The 15,638-nt window shown below is 50.0% G+C and carries 15 protein-coding genes and 1 tRNA gene; 12 read left to right on the top strand and 4 right to left on the bottom strand.

Annotated elements, in window-relative coordinates; genetic code table 11:
* Nucleotides 1-45 precede the first annotated feature (45 nt).
* The 6 genes from EA408_10420 (at nucleotide 46) to EA408_10445 (ending at nucleotide 7,590) form a co-directional block, all read left to right on the top strand.
* Nucleotides 46-594: a periplasmic heavy metal sensor gene (locus EA408_10420; protein TVR70880.1), complete on the top strand. Its 549-nt coding sequence runs from the start codon at nucleotides 46-48 to the stop codon at nucleotides 592-594.
* Between the two features lie 387 nt (nucleotides 595-981).
* Nucleotides 982-2,862: a methylmalonyl-CoA mutase small subunit gene (locus tag EA408_10425; GenBank protein ID TVR70881.1), complete on the top strand. Its 1,881-nt coding sequence runs from the start codon at nucleotides 982-984 to the stop codon at nucleotides 2,860-2,862.
* 8 nt (nucleotides 2,863-2,870) lie between these two features.
* Nucleotides 2,871-5,009: a methylmalonyl-CoA mutase gene (locus EA408_10430; GenBank protein TVR70882.1), complete on the top strand. Its 2,139-nt coding sequence runs from the start codon at nucleotides 2,871-2,873 to the stop codon at nucleotides 5,007-5,009.
* Between the two features lie 33 nt (nucleotides 5,010-5,042).
* The gene (locus EA408_10435; protein TVR70883.1) at nucleotides 5,043-5,531 is read left to right on the top strand and encodes a hypothetical protein; all 489 of its coding nucleotides are present in this window, start codon (nucleotides 5,043-5,045) and stop codon (nucleotides 5,529-5,531) included.
* A 33-nt stretch (nucleotides 5,532-5,564) separates the two neighbouring features.
* Nucleotides 5,565-6,119 (top strand): DUF2752 domain-containing protein, encoded by a 555-nt coding sequence (locus tag EA408_10440; protein ID TVR70884.1) that lies wholly within the window; start codon nucleotides 5,565-5,567, stop codon nucleotides 6,117-6,119.
* Between the two features lie 103 nt (nucleotides 6,120-6,222).
* Nucleotides 6,223-7,590, top strand: coding sequence for a peptidoglycan synthetase (locus EA408_10445; GenBank protein TVR70885.1), 1,368 nt, complete (start codon nucleotides 6,223-6,225; stop codon nucleotides 7,588-7,590).
* 90 nt (nucleotides 7,591-7,680) lie between these two features.
* Here the strand turns inward: EA408_10445 and EA408_10450 are convergent, their stop codons facing one another.
* From EA408_10450 to EA408_10465, 4 genes are all read right to left on the bottom strand, one after another.
* Nucleotides 7,681-8,103 carry a response regulator gene (locus tag EA408_10450; GenBank protein TVR70886.1) on the bottom strand — a complete coding sequence of 141 codons (423 nt, stop codon included), beginning with the start codon at nucleotides 8,101-8,103 and terminating at the stop codon, nucleotides 7,681-7,683.
* 42 nt (nucleotides 8,104-8,145) lie between these two features.
* Entirely contained in the window at nucleotides 8,146-8,394 is a 249-nt protein-coding gene (locus tag EA408_10455; GenBank protein ID TVR70887.1) for a hypothetical protein, read from the bottom strand.
* A gap of 164 nt (nucleotides 8,395-8,558) precedes the next feature.
* Nucleotides 8,559-11,999 carry a hypothetical protein gene (locus tag EA408_10460; GenBank protein ID TVR70888.1) on the bottom strand — a complete coding sequence of 1,147 codons (3,441 nt, stop codon included), beginning with the start codon at nucleotides 11,997-11,999 and terminating at the stop codon, nucleotides 8,559-8,561.
* Between the two features lie 18 nt (nucleotides 12,000-12,017).
* Nucleotides 12,018-12,773 carry a DNA-binding response regulator gene (locus EA408_10465; protein ID TVR70889.1) on the bottom strand — a complete coding sequence of 252 codons (756 nt, stop codon included), beginning with the start codon at nucleotides 12,771-12,773 and terminating at the stop codon, nucleotides 12,018-12,020.
* Nucleotides 12,774-12,847: 74 nt separating this feature from the next.
* On the opposite strand from EA408_10465, the gene EA408_10470 reads away from it, so the two are divergent.
* From EA408_10470 to EA408_10495, 6 genes are all read left to right on the top strand, one after another.
* Nucleotides 12,848-13,465 carry a nicotinamide riboside transporter PnuC gene (locus tag EA408_10470; GenBank protein ID TVR70890.1) on the top strand — a complete coding sequence of 206 codons (618 nt, stop codon included), beginning with the start codon at nucleotides 12,848-12,850 and terminating at the stop codon, nucleotides 13,463-13,465.
* A 24-nt stretch (nucleotides 13,466-13,489) separates the two neighbouring features.
* Nucleotides 13,490-13,951: a hypothetical protein gene (locus EA408_10475; protein ID TVR70891.1), complete on the top strand. Its 462-nt coding sequence runs from the start codon at nucleotides 13,490-13,492 to the stop codon at nucleotides 13,949-13,951.
* A gap of 13 nt (nucleotides 13,952-13,964) precedes the next feature.
* On the top strand, nucleotides 13,965-14,594 hold the full coding sequence (locus EA408_10480) for a hypothetical protein (protein TVR70892.1): 630 nt from the start codon (nucleotides 13,965-13,967) through the stop codon (nucleotides 14,592-14,594).
* A complete protein-coding gene (locus EA408_10485; GenBank protein TVR70893.1) occupies nucleotides 14,591-15,073 on the top strand; it encodes a hypothetical protein in 483 nt (160 codons plus the stop codon). Before EA408_10480 ends, EA408_10485 begins: the two co-directional genes overlap by 4 nt.
* Nucleotides 15,074-15,129: 56 nt before the next feature.
* Nucleotides 15,130-15,204: transfer RNA gene (locus EA408_10490), tRNA-Glu, on the top strand.
* A gap of 32 nt (nucleotides 15,205-15,236) precedes the next feature.
* Entirely contained in the window at nucleotides 15,237-15,488 is a 252-nt protein-coding gene (locus EA408_10495) for a 30S ribosomal protein S20 (protein TVR70894.1), read from the top strand.
* Nucleotides 15,489-15,638 lie beyond the last annotated feature (150 nt).

The following is a 15,638-nucleotide window of genomic DNA, read 5'->3' on the forward strand; positions in this document are numbered from 1 at the left end:
GACAGAAACAGGCAGAAAACGATTATTAACCAAAATTCTATTATCATGTTTAAAAGAGAAATAACAGCAACCTTGATGTTTGCCATACTGCTGCTCATGGCAACAGGAACCGATGCCTTCTCACAGAGGGGGCGCGGGATGGACAGGATGGGAGGAATGGAGCAGGTATGCCCCAGTATCCCGAACCTTACCGACGAACAAAGTCAGCAGATCACACAGCTTCGCACTGCACATCTGAAAGAGATGCAGTCGCTGCGCGATCAGATAGACGTGAACAGGGCGCAGTACCGTCAGCTGATGAGGGGCGACCGCGCCGACATGAATGCGATCAATGCTAACATTGATGAGCGCTCGGCAATCCGCACCCAGATGGAGAAAAAGCAGGCCGCGCATCATCAGTCAATCCGCGGACTTCTTACCGAAGAACAAAGGGTTTGGTTTGATGCGGCACCCAGGGGGCCGATGGGCCGTGGTGCCGGGATGAGAGCTGCTCCCGGCCGGGGAGAAATGAGGCAGGCTGCTCCTCGTGGTGGACGCGGTGGGGGCGCACCAGGCGTTATGCCCAACCGGCCCGGATCCAGGAGAGGGTTTTGATTCATAATTTTTACGGTTAGGGTTTTTTACGGAAAGGCTGTTTTCTTAGGGAAACAGCCTTTCCCCTTTATGCTCCTCACTCTGTGCGGGATTTCGGCAGTTGCATTATGAAGAGCTCACCCGCTTCGCATATTAAATTGGCTTCGCCGGATTCACCAGCTTCACCGGTTCGAATCCCCGGCCCTACGGGCCGGAAACAACAAATACCAGATTAATGCCTCGGGGCTCTGGGACTGCTACTGCAGTAATACACCTTTATTGGAAATATGCTTAACTTTGCATCAATTTGTGCGGGATTGCAACTGTGCCGGCAACAGTAATGATGACAATGATCATAACACCTGCCGGCAAAGTATGTAATTTTGACCCGTAAAACAGAGTTGAATTATGAAGCATAACCCAGCAAGTAAACTGTTCGGGGAGTTTCCCCCGGTACCGGTCAGCCAGTGGGAGGAGCTGATAGCCAAAGACCTGAAGGGCGCAGATTACGAGAAGAAGCTGATCTGGAAGACCATCGAGGGTATCCCCATCAAACCATACTATACCGCCGCCGATACCGAAAAACTGGCCCACCTGAAGGCACTGCCGGGCAGGTTCCCGTTTGTAAGGGGCACAAGGGAGCGCACGAACGACTGGCTGGTGCGGCAGGATATACCTGTAAACAACCCGCAGGATGCCAATATCGCGGCTCTTGATGCACTGATGAAGGGCGCCGGTTCGATCGGCTTCATCCTTGAGCCGGGCACCCGGTATACTCCGAAGGATATTTCACAACTGCTCAACAATATATGCCTGGCCTCGGCCGGGATCAACTTCATGTCGGCACAGCCCCCGGAAGACCTGCTTCAGATTCTTGACAAGGAGAACATCTCCAGGGGAGGCACTGTATCAGACCTTCACGGGTCAGTTGAGTATGATCCGCTGGGAACTCTTTTTATTACCGGTAATTACCCTTACGGGGAAGAGAACGCTTTCAGGCTTGCTGCCCTAATGGTCAATGATGCCGGGCGCATTCCCCGGTTCACGGCATTAAATGTCGATGCATCGGTTTTCCATAACGCAGGCGGATCAGCCGTACAGGAGCTGGCATTTGCAATGGCATCGGCTGCAGCCTATCTGGAAAGGCTTACATCAGCCGGCATCCCCGCGGCACAGGCAGCCAAAAAGATACGATTTACCTTTGCAGCCGGCAGCAACTATTTCATGGAGATCGCCAAGTTCAGGGCAGCCAGGTATCTTTGGTCTCAGCTACTGAAGGCATGGGATCTGGAGCCGGAAACGGCCGCCGGTACCGTTGTCCATGCGGTGACTTCGATGTGGAACAAGACGGTTTACGACCCCTGTGTAAACATGCTGCGCTCAACAACCGAGGCGATGGCTGCTGTTTTGGGAGGGGCAGATTCGCTAACGGTGCATCCGTACGACAAGGCATTCAGTGATGAGGGCGCACCCTTCCCGGCAAGGATAGCCAGGAATACACAACTGGTCATGAAGGAGGAGGCCTACCTCGATAAGGTGGCCGATCCCGCTGCCGGGTCATATTATATCGAGTCGCTCACCTCATCACTCATTGAGGAGGCATGGAAACTGTTTCTGCAGGTTGACGCTGAGGGCGGAATTGAAAAGGCCTTTATAAAAGGGACGGTTGGTAAGCTGATCGGCGAAACTGCAGCAAAACGCGACAACTATATTGCAATGCGAAGGGATACACTGCTTGGAACTAACCGTTATCCCGACCCTGCTGAGAAGGTGTCAGGCAAGCACGGGGCTGCCGCTTTCTGGCCACAGCAGAAGGTGGATGACAGGCCCCTTGCAGAGCCACTGAAGCTCTATCGCGGTGCAAAGGCATTCGAGGAGTTGAGGTTCAGGACAGAAAATCATCACGGCGGAGTCCCCGAAGTGTTCCTGCTTACCTACGGAAACCTTGCAATGCGTAAGGCAAGAGCCGAGTTTTCGTCGGGGTTCTTTGGATCTGCTGGTTTCAGGATAACCAACAATCCCGGGTTTGGCAGTCCGCAAGAAGGCGCTGAAGCCGCTCTTAAAAGCGGTGCATCAATCGTGGTTGTGTGCAGCTCAGATGAGGAGTACCCGGAGATAGTGCCCGAAATAGCGGGTATAATCGACGGGAAAGCAATCCTGGTTGTTGCCGGATATCCCAAAGAGAGTCTCGAAATGCTCAAAGATGCAGGATTAAAGTATTTTATTCACATCAGGTCAAATGTACTGGAAACGCTGCAGCAGTTCCAGCATGACCTGGGAATCAAATAGTAGAGAAAATGCCTGATTACAGTAAGATTGACATATTGTCAGCTCTCCCAAAATCACCCGAAGCGAAAGAGGTGAAAGGCAACGGTGAGTGGATGACAACCGAACAGATACCCGTCAAACCCGTTTACACGGAGAAGGACCTGGAGGGGCTTGAGCACCTGGGATACGGTGCCGGAATGCCGCCATTCCTGAGGGGGCCCTACTCGACAATGTATGTTATGAGGCCATGGACCATCAGGCAGTATGCCGGTTTCTCCACGGCCGAAGAATCGAATGCCTTTTACCGCCGCAACCTTGCGGCCGGGCAGAAGGGGTTGTCGGTGGCCTTTGACCTTGCCACTCACCGGGGGTATGATTCAGACCATGAAAGGGTTATGGGCGATGTTGGCAAGGCTGGTGTGGCCATCGACTCAATTCTTGACATGAAGATCCTGTTCGACCAAATACCGCTCGACCAGATGTCTGTATCGATGACGATGAACGGGGCCGTACTTCCCGTTATGGCATTCTACATAGTTGCAGGACTCGAACAGGGCGCAAGACTTGACCAGCTTACCGGCACAATCCAGAATGATATCCTCAAGGAGTTCATGGTTCGAAATACCTACATTTACCCGCCGGACTTCTCAATGAGGATCATTGCCGATATTTTTGAGTATACCTCCAAAAATATGCCCCGGTTCAATTCAATAAGCATATCGGGATACCATATGCAGGAGGCGGGCGCCACAGCCGATATAGAGCTTGCCTATACGCTGGCTGACGGACTCGAATACCTGCGTGCCGGTGTAAATGCCGGTATGGATATAGACAGTTTCGCACCGAGGCTCTCATTTTTCTGGGGAATTGGGATGAACCACTTTATGGAGATTGCCAAAATGAGGGCGGCGCGTATGCTGTGGGCGAGGATCGTCAAACAGTTCAACCCGAAGAACCCGAAATCGCTTGCCCTGCGGACACACTCGCAGACCTCAGGGTGGAGCCTTACCGAACAGGACCCCTACAACAATGTATCACGCACCTGTATAGAGGCCCTTGCCGCGGTGCTTGGGCACACACAGTCGCTTCATACCAACGCCCTGGATGAGGCCATTGCGTTGCCGACCGATTTCTCGGCGCGTATTGCCAGGAACACCCAGATATACCTGCAGGAAGAGACATTCGTCACCCGGTCGGTCGATCCGTGGGGCGGGTCATATTACGTTGAGAGGCTTACCCATGAGATAGCCCACAAGGCATGGGCACGCATTACCGAGGTTGAGGAGCTTGGAGGGATGGCCAAAGCCATTGAGACAGGCATCCCGAAGATGAGGATAGAGGAGGCCTCGGCAAGAAAACAGGCGAGGATAGATTCCGGCCGCGACATAATAGTAGGCGTTAACCGCTACAGGCTGGACAAGGAGGAGCCACTTGAGATACTTGATGTTGACAATACCGCTGTGCGGGAGGCACAGATAAGACGACTTAATCAATTAAAGGCAGAAAGAGACCAGGAGGCAGTGCATAAAGCGCTTGATGCGCTGACCGAAGCATGTCGTTCGGGCAACGGCAACCTTCTTGAACTCTCGGTCGATGCGGCCGCCAAAAGGGCCACACTTGGCGAGATCTCTTATGCCTGCGAAAAAGTAGCCGGGAGGTACAAAGCTGTGATACGATCTGTTTCAGGTGTCTATTCTTCAGAATCGGGCAGGGATGACAATTTTGAAAATGCCAGGAAGCTGGTAAGCGAATTTGCTGCACGCGAAGGCAGGCAACCGAGGATAATGGTAGCCAAGATGGGGCAGGACGGGCATGACAGGGGCGCCAAGGTGGTAGCCACCGGTTATGCTGATATCGGGTTTGATGTAGATATCGGGCCTCTTTTCCAGACACCCGTTGAGGCTGCCAAACAGGCAGTTGAAAACGATGTACATGTTCTGGGAGTTTCCAGCCTTGCCGCGGGGCACAAGACACTCGTGCCGCAGGTGATCGAAGAACTCAGGAAGCTTGGGAGGGAAGATATCATGGTGATAGCCGGTGGTGTGATTCCCGCGCAGGATTATGACTTCCTCTACAAAGCTGGTGTGATGGCCATATTCGGACCCGGCACACCAGTTTCTGTAGCAGCGGTGAAGATTTTGGAGCTACTGCTGGATGACCCGGAGTAACTGTTATGAATTGATCAACTAATAATTAAAGCCATGGATCAAAAGATGAGCTCAGGTGCCGGGCAGGGTTTCGGCGTAGCCGGTTTCGTGATCGGGATTATTGCGCTGATACTCTCCTTTATTCCCTGTATCGGGATGTACGCCTTAATACCCGGCATCGTCGCGCTGATTTTTGCTGTTATCGGACTTGCACAGGCCAGCAGTGCAAATGCGCCGCAGGGACTGATCATTGCAGCACTGGTGATTGCCATTATCGGTACCTCGATCGCCGCCTGGCAGCTTGTAACCGTCAGGAGGGCGACGCGTGGACTGGAACGGATCGGGAGGGAACTGCCCGGGATCAGGGCCGATGATATTGGCAACGAGATAAGGGAGAACATTAGAAGGGCCCTTGAGGAGATAGAGGAGGGGATTGACCCTGACACTGTTCCCGACGATACGATCAGGTTTGACAGCGAGGAGATGATAGAGGAGCTGGAGAGGCTGGAAGGAGAAGAACCCACCGAAACGGAGGATCCGTAATCACCCGGTGGCAATATCTGAGCAAAAGGTCAAATGCATATCACAATCTTTTCAGAAGCCAGGTCACCTTACCTGGTGATCAACGTGCTTACCGGCGTGGCGATAATAGTTTTCCTGCTATATCCTGTGCTGGCAGGCCATCCCGGTGGTGTGGCGCCGGTAGAGTGCGTTCATGTTACCACTCACGGCGGTGAATGCAGCACCTGCGGTTTGACGCGCAGCTTTGCGGAGATGGCCAGGGGAAATTATACCAGCGCTGCCATGCTGAACAGGAACGGGCCGCTGATTTTCGGGTTTTTTGTTATTCAGCTTTTTATGCGGGCCTTTTTTGGTTACCTGTACTACAGGGGCAGCGGTCCCGTTACCCGGCCGGATGCGGGGAAGCCCGCTGCCGGCCATGGAAGTATCGTGGGCGCTAATGCCCGCAATGTTGCCGGACTTGGCATACCGGCGGATACCGGAAAGCCTGATCCCGGGCCGGAAAATACCGGTGGCGGGAGGCTAAGGGCCATTATCATGACTGATGCTTTTCTCTCCCTGGCCCTGTTCGTTTTTTGCTTCCGGTACCTGATCGTGTTCTGGCAGTAGTTTTTCTGTGCTGATGCCGGTTGATTAACAAAGCCCCTTTTACCCTGATAGCTTTGTCAGAATTGACTTATTAATATGCGATTATTTGAAATACTTTTAACTTATGCGTATTCACTTTATATCAATCGGAGGAAGTGCCATGCACAACCTGGCCCTGGCACTTCACGGTAAGGGTTATAAGGTAACAGGGTCGGATGATGAAATATTTGAGCCTTCCCGCTCCAGGCTTGCTGAAAAGGGGCTGCTGCCCGAAAGGGAGGGATGGTTCCCTGAAAGGCTTGATGATGGTATAGATGCGGTTATACTGGGCATGCATGCCAGGGCCGATAATCCTGAGCTTCGCAGGGCCGGGGAACTGGGACTGAATATATATTCTTTCCCTGAATATCTTTACAAACATGCGCTTAACAAAAAACGGGTTGTAATCGGGGGCAGCCACGGAAAGACCACAATAACCGCCATGGTTCTTCACGTGCTTAAACAGTGCGGTCATGACACTGACTTTATGGTTGGGGCCAGGCTGGATGGGTTTGATGTTATGGTAAGGCTTACCGATGAGGCTGAGGTCATGGTTTTTGAAGGAGATGAATACCTTACTTCGGCACTGGACAGGCGCCCCAAGTTTCACGTTTACCGTCCCCACCTTGCTTTGCTGAGCGGGATTGCATGGGATCATATAAATGTTTTTCCCACCTGGGAAGGGTACGTGGCAGAGTTTGACAGGTTTATCCAGCTGATCGAGCCGGGGGGATGCCTTGTTTACTGCCGGGAAGATGCCGGGGTCATGCGCCTGGCTGAAAAATATGAAGGAACTGTCAGAACGGTAAGTTACGGTCTGCCTAAACATGAAATAAGAAACGGGGTAACGTGGCTGCTTAACGGGGGCACAGGTGTGCCGCTGAAGGTGTTCGGCAGGCACAACCTGATGAATATAGAGGGTGCAAGGATGTTGTGCCGCGAGCTGGGTATAGGTGATGAACAGTTTTATGAGGCTATAGGTTCATTCCCGGGGGCAGCGAACAGGCTCGAGCTTCTTGCGCATACCGGATCGATGGCAGTCTACCGGGATTTTGCACACTCCCCCTCAAAGCTGAAGGCGACCGTCGAGGCAGTGAGCGAACAGTTTCCCGGCAGAAAACTTGCCGCATGCATTGAGCTGCATACCTTTTCAAGCCTTAACAGGAATTTCCTTGAACATTACAAAGGGACACTTGACGCCGCAGACATACCATTTGTATATTTCAACCCCCATACATTAAAGCTGAAAAGGCTTCCGGACCTCAGTGAGGATGAAGTGAAAAGGGCCTTTGGTAATGAAAGGGTCAGGGTGTTCACCGACTCCCGGCGACTGGCAGAGGAATTATTGTCTGTCGGCTGGAAGGATAAAAACCTGCTTATGATGAGCTCGGGAAATTTCAACAATATGCCGGTTTCTGCCCTGATACAGGAGATTACAGGTTTGTCAACCTGACGGGGGTGTTCACGAACAGGTCTGTCAACGTGATGGGGGCGCTCATGTACAGGTTTGTCTTCCTGACGGGGGTGTTCACGAACAGGTCTGTCAACGTGATGGGGGTGACGCGGACATTCCTGGTGGCCCGCCTTTATTTCCAAGCGCACAGGTAATAGTATCGAGAAACTGGGATCTTGTATAGGGTTTTGTGATATATCCGTCGCAACCGGCTTTCAGGCATTCTTCTTCTGAAAAATCAATGCTTGCAGCTGTCTGCACAATAACCGGGATCTCCGGGTTGTGTTCTTTTATTTCCTTAAGAAGCTCCATGCCGCTTGTGTCGGGGAGCCTCATGTCTGTTAAAACCACATCGATAGGGCTTTTACCAAGGACTTTCCTTGCCTCATCTCCGCTGCCGGCCATTACCAGGTTTGCGCCTGTTCCACGGAGAAATGCCCTTATCAGCGCCTGGCACACAAGATTGTCTTCAATTACCAGGATTGTTGTGTTGTTAAGCCGGACAGATTCCATTGCCTGAGGGATTAGCCTGGGGGATAGTGTTTTCAGCGGAGGTTAAAAAATCACCTTGCGGCTATTTAATACCCGGCCGTTGATATCCTTTTCCTTTACCAGGTAAAATCCGCTCTGGAGCTTAAGTAACTTAAGGTTCTTAAGCTCCCTGATTACCCAGACCAGATTTCCGTGCACATTGAATATTTCTATCCTGTTGCAGATGATCTTTTTGCCGGGAACTCCCGTAATCCTTGCCTCTTCGATGCGGATATTGCCATCGGTGGGATAAATGTACCTTACAAGTTTCATGCAAAAACTTTTAGGTTTGATATCAATATCTCATTTATCCCGTATGAAAAAAATTGAATTGCACCCGGCGTAAATATAGTGAATCAGGTGGAATGTAAGCAGGCAACTTATTTAACGTCAGTTATTATTTGATTAACGTTTAAAAAAAGGGGTTCAGCGTCCGATCACTCCCAGTCATCTTCGTCAAAGGTGGCATCATCAGTTACCCGGGGCAGGTAAATATTGACCCTGGTACCTGCCGGTGTCTCTTCGCCGGAGTGCAGGTCGGCTATCTCAACCCTGAAATCGTTGAAACCCGGGTCATTCATGAGATGCAGGCGCCGGCTGGTAATGTCAAGTCCTATGCTCCTGTGCTTGTCTTTGTTGCCGGTATTTATTTCTGACGACTTTTTGCGGCCCACTCCATTGTCTTCAACCGTACATTTGATCAGGTTATCTGCTGTTGCCGAAAATACAACAGTTATAAATCCATTTTTTTTCAGGTGCAGCATCCCGTGCAGAACCGCATTTTCAACAAACGGTTGTATCATCATCGGGGGTATCCGGTATTTGTGGCTTTCCTTTATGGGGCCAGCCGTGATCTTATAATCGAAACTGTCCTCAAACCTCATCTTCTCCAGGTTGAGATAGTTCTCGATGAAAGCGATCTCCTCTTTTATGCTTACGGAAGATCTTGACGCAAACTCCATGGTCTGCCTGATAAGCTTTGAGAAATATGATATGAACAATAATGCTGAGTCTTTTTCCTTGTTCAGGATGTAATACTGTATTGAGTTTATGGCATTGAAAGTAAAGTGGGGGTTCATCTGGGCCTGCAGGGCTCTTATCCTTAGCTCAGAAATTTCCCGTTCCTGGTTTAGTTTCAGTCCGGCATGTTTTTTGACAAATCTTATTCTTAAGATCAGGATGAGCCAGAAAAGCCCAAGCAGCGCTGTTCCTGCAAGGGTATAGAACCACCATGTCTGCCACCAGGGTGGCAATATCCGGAAACCGAAGTGAGTTGTTCCCCTGCTTTTACTGTTCTGTGCCAGTTGTGCCTCGACTTTAAGCATATACTTTCCCGGCCGGAGATTTGGGAATATTACATGCCTGTTGTCGTCAAAATTTGACCACTGGTCATTAAGTCCGGTCAGCCGGTAACGGTAAAGGGTGTTCTGCGCATCTCCGATGTTGATTGTGCTGAAATGGAAACCCAGGTTGTTGGAGCTATGCTTCAGCCTCAGATTACCGGCCGGAACACCGGTCCAGTTGTCAGCCGGGCCCCTGATATGCCAGTCGGTTTCACCATAATCAATATCAATACGGTCGATAATGACATCTCTTGGCGAAGGTTTAAGTCCGAATGCCTTGTCAGTGTCAATTCTGGCCAGTAGTCCCCTTCCCCCCAGCCATATATAGCCGTTGCTGCATACAGATGAGCTTGTTACCGCCGGATCAAGCACACCGTGATCCATGCCGAAAAACCCTGCATTGACGGCATTCTCCTGTTCGTCGATCCCGGGCCTGATACGGTTAATGCCCCTGTTGGTTCCCGCCCAGATATAACCCCGGCCATCTGCCTCGATCCAGAAGATCCGCGTTCCGGTTATGTTTCCTTGAGGACTGATATCATGCAGTATATGGATGGTATCATCTTCATGCCTCAGGACCTGGATCCTGCCGTTGCTGCTGCCTGCCAGTATGTTTCCGTTACTGCAGGTGCTTAACGCCGTTACCGGGGTGATCAGTCCGCCGTTATCATTGCTCAGGAAGGAAACATCATTGCCACTGATCAGGATCAGGCCATGGTTGCGGCACCCGAGGAGAAGGTTCCCGTTTGACACAATCATGCTTGCAATATTTACATTTTCAGGTATCCTGGTAACATGAACCGGAAGTGATGGTGATTCAGGCCGGTATGAATAAAGGGTTGATGTGTAAGCTGCAAGCAGCAGGCTGTCATCCTGAACTAAGACATTACCAGTACCTGGATAACGGACATTGAAATAGAAGATGTCGCCGGTTTCATCTACCCTGAAGTAGCCTGCATTGGTTGAGATCCAGAGGCTGTTGTCACTTCCCGGTGCAAGTCCCAGTAACGGATTTATACAGCGGGCCTTCAGGTATTCATATTCAGCGGGACTGTAAAACGCTCCGTCAGGGAAAATCAGCTTCTCGCCGTTTTGGATTTCATAATAAGGGTTCCTGAATTTATATGCCCCTGATAACCGGAGATAAGCGTATTTTTTGTAAGAGCCTTCAGGATCGAGCATATATGAATACCGGGAAGGGAACTCTTCTTCCAGGTATTCGCGATAAATATTCTCAAGGTTCGTTTTGTCATACATTGTGAATCCTTTGCCCGGTTCCCTGAACCAAAGGTTCTGGTCGTCAAGTATCCAGAAGGCCCCGTCATCAGTAGAGGCAAATGACCGTACGGTGAGATCACCCGGGGGAGGCAGCCCTGCTGCTCCGTTCTCAATTACAGGCGGAAAAAGAATAAACAGTCCCTGTCGCCTGTCTGATATGACAATTAAATTGTCAGACTGATCGTAAATTACCCGGCTGACCGACTCTGCAGTCAGTCCGTACATTTTGTTCAGTGACCGCAGTGAGTCGCCGGTTATCATGTAGGCCCCTCCCTGATCGCTAAAAGGCGTGCTTATGGTGGCGAGGTATATATTACCCGCCTGGTCTTCGGCAATATCCATAACATCGGCCAGGGGACCATATGCACCGGTTCCTTCAGGCCCCGTTCTCATAATGACCTCTCTGTTTGCAGGCGACCAGATCGTGTCGCCCGCAACGGTGATCCCGGCATGTGAGAGCCTGGTGTAGCCATGGTAGAACGGTACATGGACCAGGGGCTCATCCCTGCCGGGATAGTACCTGTACAAGCCGTTGGCTGCCGTGATCACGTAAACAAAAGACCCTGCCTCGAGAAAGCTGAGAATTATAACCCCTGTACCAGTATCGGGGTGCAATGATCCATAGGCCTTGTACTCTCCGTTGCTTAACGTTGCAAACCCATTGCTGGTTCCGATAAACAGCATGTCCCTGTCCGCCATATAGCTGAACCTTGTAATCAGATTGCCCGGCAGAGAATCGTAAGGTATTACAGTTTTAAAATTCCTGCCGTCAAAAGCTACAATCCCCTCACCCTGAATTCCCAGCCACAGGTTGCCATCTTTGTTTTCTGCTACAGCTTTGACCGTAAGGCCCGGTAATCCGTTCTCCAGGCCATAGGTTTTGATCTGGTTGCCGTACCACCTGGCCAGACCGGCATCGGTCCCGATCCAGTAAAAACCCCGCGAGTCTCTTATAATATCATGTATAGAGTTACTCGGCAGGCCTGCATTCATGTCTATGTGACTGAATGAATATTGCTGAGCCGGCAACCTGCCGGGGAAGAGTGAGAGGATAGCTGCCAGCCATAGCAGGGTGAACGGCAGGCCACATTTGTTGAGCCTTTTGACCGGTTCCAGGTTTGCCGGTGTTGACAGCTCGTTTGGGTTTTTTAGACTGATAGGCCCTGCCATTATAAAAACATCTTTGAAAAATATTAGTGGCAGTCCGGTTGATACCTGCCGCCATCCGTTCATGATACCTGCCCGACATCCGTTCATGATACGCGCCGGCTCCCTTTAAGAACGCCTGGTCAGACGCCTGAGAAATTCGTCGCTTCGCCGGTGTGCAACCTCAAGTTGTTGGCCGTTGTGCAATATTATGTAGTTTTCCGGCTTCCTGTATATTTTCACGTAGTTCAGGTTGACCAGAAACGATTTATGAATTCTGAAAAACAGTTCCGGCGGCAGTATCTCCTCCATCTGCTTAAGGGTTCTTGAGACAAAGTAACTGATCTGCCCCTTTACATGGACCTCGCAATATGATTCCCTTGCCCTGCAATAGACAATATCGACAACCTTTTCCATCTGGTAACCGTCTTTAGTGGGCAATGCGATACTGTTGAAGTGTGTGCCATCGCCGGACAGGTTGCTTATCAGAGTGTTAATCCTTGTCCTGTTCGCCAGTGGCGACACCCTGAAATTGTCATAGCGGTCCATAAATGCCATGAGATCATCCTGGCTTACCGGCTTCAGGAGGTAATCAAAGGCAGCTACCCTGATTGCATCAATTGCGTATTGCTCATAAGCGGTACAGAATACAACCCGGAAATGGATCTCATCAAAGTGGCTGAAAAGTGAAAATCCGTTTTGTACCGGCATCTCAATATCAAGGAACACAATATCAGGTTCATGCTTTTTGATTGATTTCACGCCCTCGGCAACCGATGATGCCGTATCAACGACCATCAGCCTTTCACTGAGGAATGACCTGATAAGCTGCCTGAGGGTAAGCCTGGCATGTTTTTCATCGTCAATAATTACCGCGGTAACCATAGGTAACAGGTTTTGAAAGTACAATATATAATAAAAAATGTACTTTTGCACTCATATTTTTAATTATCGGGTCGATGTCCTTCTTCGAGATTTTCTGGCAAAACATACTGAATACCACGTGGCTTGAGATAACGGCAGTTTTATTCGGACTTTTAAGTGTCTGGTTTGCAAAAAAAGAGAACATACTGGTGTACCCTACCGGGATCGTGAGTGTCCTTATATATGTCTACATATGCTTTTTTGCGAAACTTTATGCAGACATGGGAATCAATTTTTTCTATTTCCTTATGAGTGTTTATGGCTGGTATATGTGGACCAGAAAGGACCCCGGTAGTGAAAGGCTGAAAATTACCAGAAGCAGCATTCCGGAACAGATCTTCTGCATTTTGTCGGGGGTGCTGCTGTTCTTTTTACTTAGCTACATACTGAGGAATTTCACTGACAGTGATGTTCCATGGTGGGATTCGCTTACCACGGCCATCTTTATCGTGGCAATGTGGCTGATGGCACGCAAAAAAATAGATAACTGGACGGCCTGGATGGCCGGGAACCTCATATCAGTGCCTCTGTATTTTTACAAGGGGCTGGTGTTTACCTCTTTTCAGTACCTGGTTTTTCTTATACTTGCGATCGCAGGTTATATTGAATGGGACAGGAAGTTGAGAGCAAGGGCCCGGGCGGTACCGGCATGATGGTTGCATGTTAAAAAGTTTCTGATGGTCAGAGTATCGGTCATAGGTATCATATTATTGTTGACGGTATTGCTTAATGCCTGCAGGGAGGAGTGTATATATAAACCAAAGTCCCTGGCAGGGGTTGACTTTTATACGGTGATTGACGGAACTGTGGTTGAAGCGGGTGTAAACCTATCCGGACTAAAGGGAGTTGGCAGGGAAGACAGCCTTCTGTATTCGAACAGGGCCAACATCAGGTCTGTAACACTCCCAATGAACGGGATGGCTGAGGAGACAGGCTTCATATTTGTTTTTGACGAGGGTGCTGATACCATAATGTTCAGCTATGAGGTTGTTCCATGGTTTCTTTCACCGGAGTGCGGGTTTATTTTGAATTTTGAGCTTACAGGTGCACTTTTTACAACTAACAGGATTGACTCGGTGGTTATCGTTACCCCGAAAATTACCAGCTTTGATGATACGAATATCAGGATTTACCATTAGTGTCCTCCTGCTCATGCTTTCAGGACCGGCGGGTAACGGTCAGGTGCCTGATGATCCTGCCGTCGGGGTTGAGGATGATTGGTCCTATGACGGACTTCGGCTGGGTCTGAATCTTTCCCTGCCGCTATGGCAGTTTGTCGTTCCTGATATCTATGGCGCTGAACTGGTGGGGGACTTTAAGGTTGGGCCCGGGTACTTTGGAGTAGCAGAAGCAGGTTATTCGGTTCGTAATCTGGATGAACCTTCATACCGGTTGGAGGAGAAGGGGTTGTTTTTGCGGATTGGCGGCGACAGGAGTTTTTACCAGTATAATAACGATATTATTGGTGCCGGGGCAAGGCTTGGCTTTTCTGTAAGAGACAGATCTGCCTCAGATATCTTCGTTGAACAGGAGTACTGGGGTGACTATTCAGGAGTGATTGACAGCGGACTATCTTTCAGGCAATGGGCCGAGGTGGTGCTGGTGATCAAGGCAGAGCTTTCGAGGAATTTATTTCTTGGCTGGAACCTCCGGGGCAAGGTGCTTCTTTTTGACCGGGGCGACAGTCACATGTCCGATGTGTTCATACCCGGATTTGGTGCAGGAGACAGAAAAAGCACACTTGGATTTGATTTTTACATATATTACAGGTTCGGATTTTGAAAAGATACAGGTCCCATATTATTATCGTCACCCTGATGTTTTTGACACTTGCACCCGCAAGCGGCCAGTTGTACGGCACCGGTTTCGGCGTCCTTCTTGGTAACCCGGCAGGGGCGACCATTAAAATGTTCTTTTCTGAGCGTGATGCTTTTGAGGGGATAATAGCTACGAGCTGGAGCGGAGTTACCGCATCGGCTCATTATCAGCATCATTTTAAGATGTCAGACCCAAAGCTGAGAAACACGCATTGGTACCTGGGAGCAGGTATTCAGGCAGGCCGGTGGGACAATACAGCCCCTTTCTATGAGGGTTCGGGTCACGTTATACCTGTAGGTATCGGACTTGCCGCCGGGATGGAATCGACTTTCGGGGACTATCCCTTTACCTTTGGGTTTCATGTCATGCCCTCAGTGAATCTGATCGGCCATTTTTCGCTTAATATATTCCAGGCCGGTATAACGGGCAGGTATGTTTTTTGAAAAAATTTTTTGGTGAAAAGAAAAAAATCCTATCTTTGCAGTCCGAATTAAAATACGGTCCGTTCGTCTAGGGGTTAGGACGCCAGGTTTTCATCCTGGTAACAGGGGTTCGATTCCCCTACGGACTGCGAAATAAGAACAATTAACTATCTTACTGAACAGAATGGCAAATCATCAGTCAGCAGCTAAAAGAGCGAGGCAGAGCCTGAAGAAAAAACTGGAAAACCGTTATTACGCACGAACCACCCGTAATGCGGTAAGGAAATTGCGTGGGTTGAAGGATAAGGATAAGGCTGCCGAATTGTTTCCCGGCGTTGCAGCTATGCTGGACAAACTTGCAAAAAGAAGCATTATTCACAAGAACAAGGCTTCTAACCTGAAGTCAGGACTGCAAAATCACGTGAACAGCCTTTAACAGTAAGATCCGGAAGGAATTGACAAAGGGTGTGCCGGAATTCCGGCGCACCCTTTGTATGTAATACCTGCCCATTCATTCCGGCCGGCTTTCGTGTTCTCCCGCGGCCACGGACCCACGGCTCCCGTGTTCTACCGTGGCCACAGACCC

This window comes from Marinilabiliales bacterium (assembly GCA_007695015.1).
Lineage (GTDB): Bacteria > Bacteroidota > Bacteroidia > Bacteroidales > PUMT01 > PXAP01.

Bases quoted from the DNA above. Each gene is read 5' to 3' on its own strand.
- EA408_10420 (TVR70880.1), top strand. From the start codon at position 46: ATGTTTAAAAGAGAAATAACAGCAACCTTGATGTTTGCCATACTGCTG.
- EA408_10425 (TVR70881.1), top strand. From the start codon at position 982: ATGAAGCATAACCCAGCAAGTAAACTGTTCGGGGAGTTTCCCCCGGTA.
- EA408_10430 (TVR70882.1), top strand. From the start codon at position 2,871: ATGCCTGATTACAGTAAGATTGACATATTGTCAGCTCTCCCAAAATCA.
- EA408_10435 (TVR70883.1), top strand. From the start codon at position 5,043: ATGGATCAAAAGATGAGCTCAGGTGCCGGGCAGGGTTTCGGCGTAGCC.
- EA408_10440 (TVR70884.1), top strand. From the start codon at position 5,565: ATGCATATCACAATCTTTTCAGAAGCCAGGTCACCTTACCTGGTGATC.
- EA408_10445 (TVR70885.1), top strand. From the start codon at position 6,223: ATGCGTATTCACTTTATATCAATCGGAGGAAGTGCCATGCACAACCTG.
- EA408_10450 (TVR70886.1), bottom strand. From the start codon at position 8,103: ATGGAATCTGTCCGGCTTAACAACACAACAATCCTGGTAATTGAAGAC.
- EA408_10455 (TVR70887.1), bottom strand. From the start codon at position 8,394: ATGAAACTTGTAAGGTACATTTATCCCACCGATGGCAATATCCGCATC.
- EA408_10460 (TVR70888.1), bottom strand. From the start codon at position 11,999: ATGAACGGATGTCGGGCAGGTATCATGAACGGATGGCGGCAGGTATCA.
- EA408_10465 (TVR70889.1), bottom strand. From the start codon at position 12,773: ATGGTTACCGCGGTAATTATTGACGATGAAAAACATGCCAGGCTTACC.
- EA408_10470 (TVR70890.1), top strand. From the start codon at position 12,848: ATGTCCTTCTTCGAGATTTTCTGGCAAAACATACTGAATACCACGTGG.
- EA408_10475 (TVR70891.1), top strand. From the start codon at position 13,490: ATGGTCAGAGTATCGGTCATAGGTATCATATTATTGTTGACGGTATTG.
- EA408_10480 (TVR70892.1), top strand. From the start codon at position 13,965: ATGCTTTCAGGACCGGCGGGTAACGGTCAGGTGCCTGATGATCCTGCC.
- EA408_10495 (TVR70894.1), top strand. From the start codon at position 15,237: ATGGCAAATCATCAGTCAGCAGCTAAAAGAGCGAGGCAGAGCCTGAAG.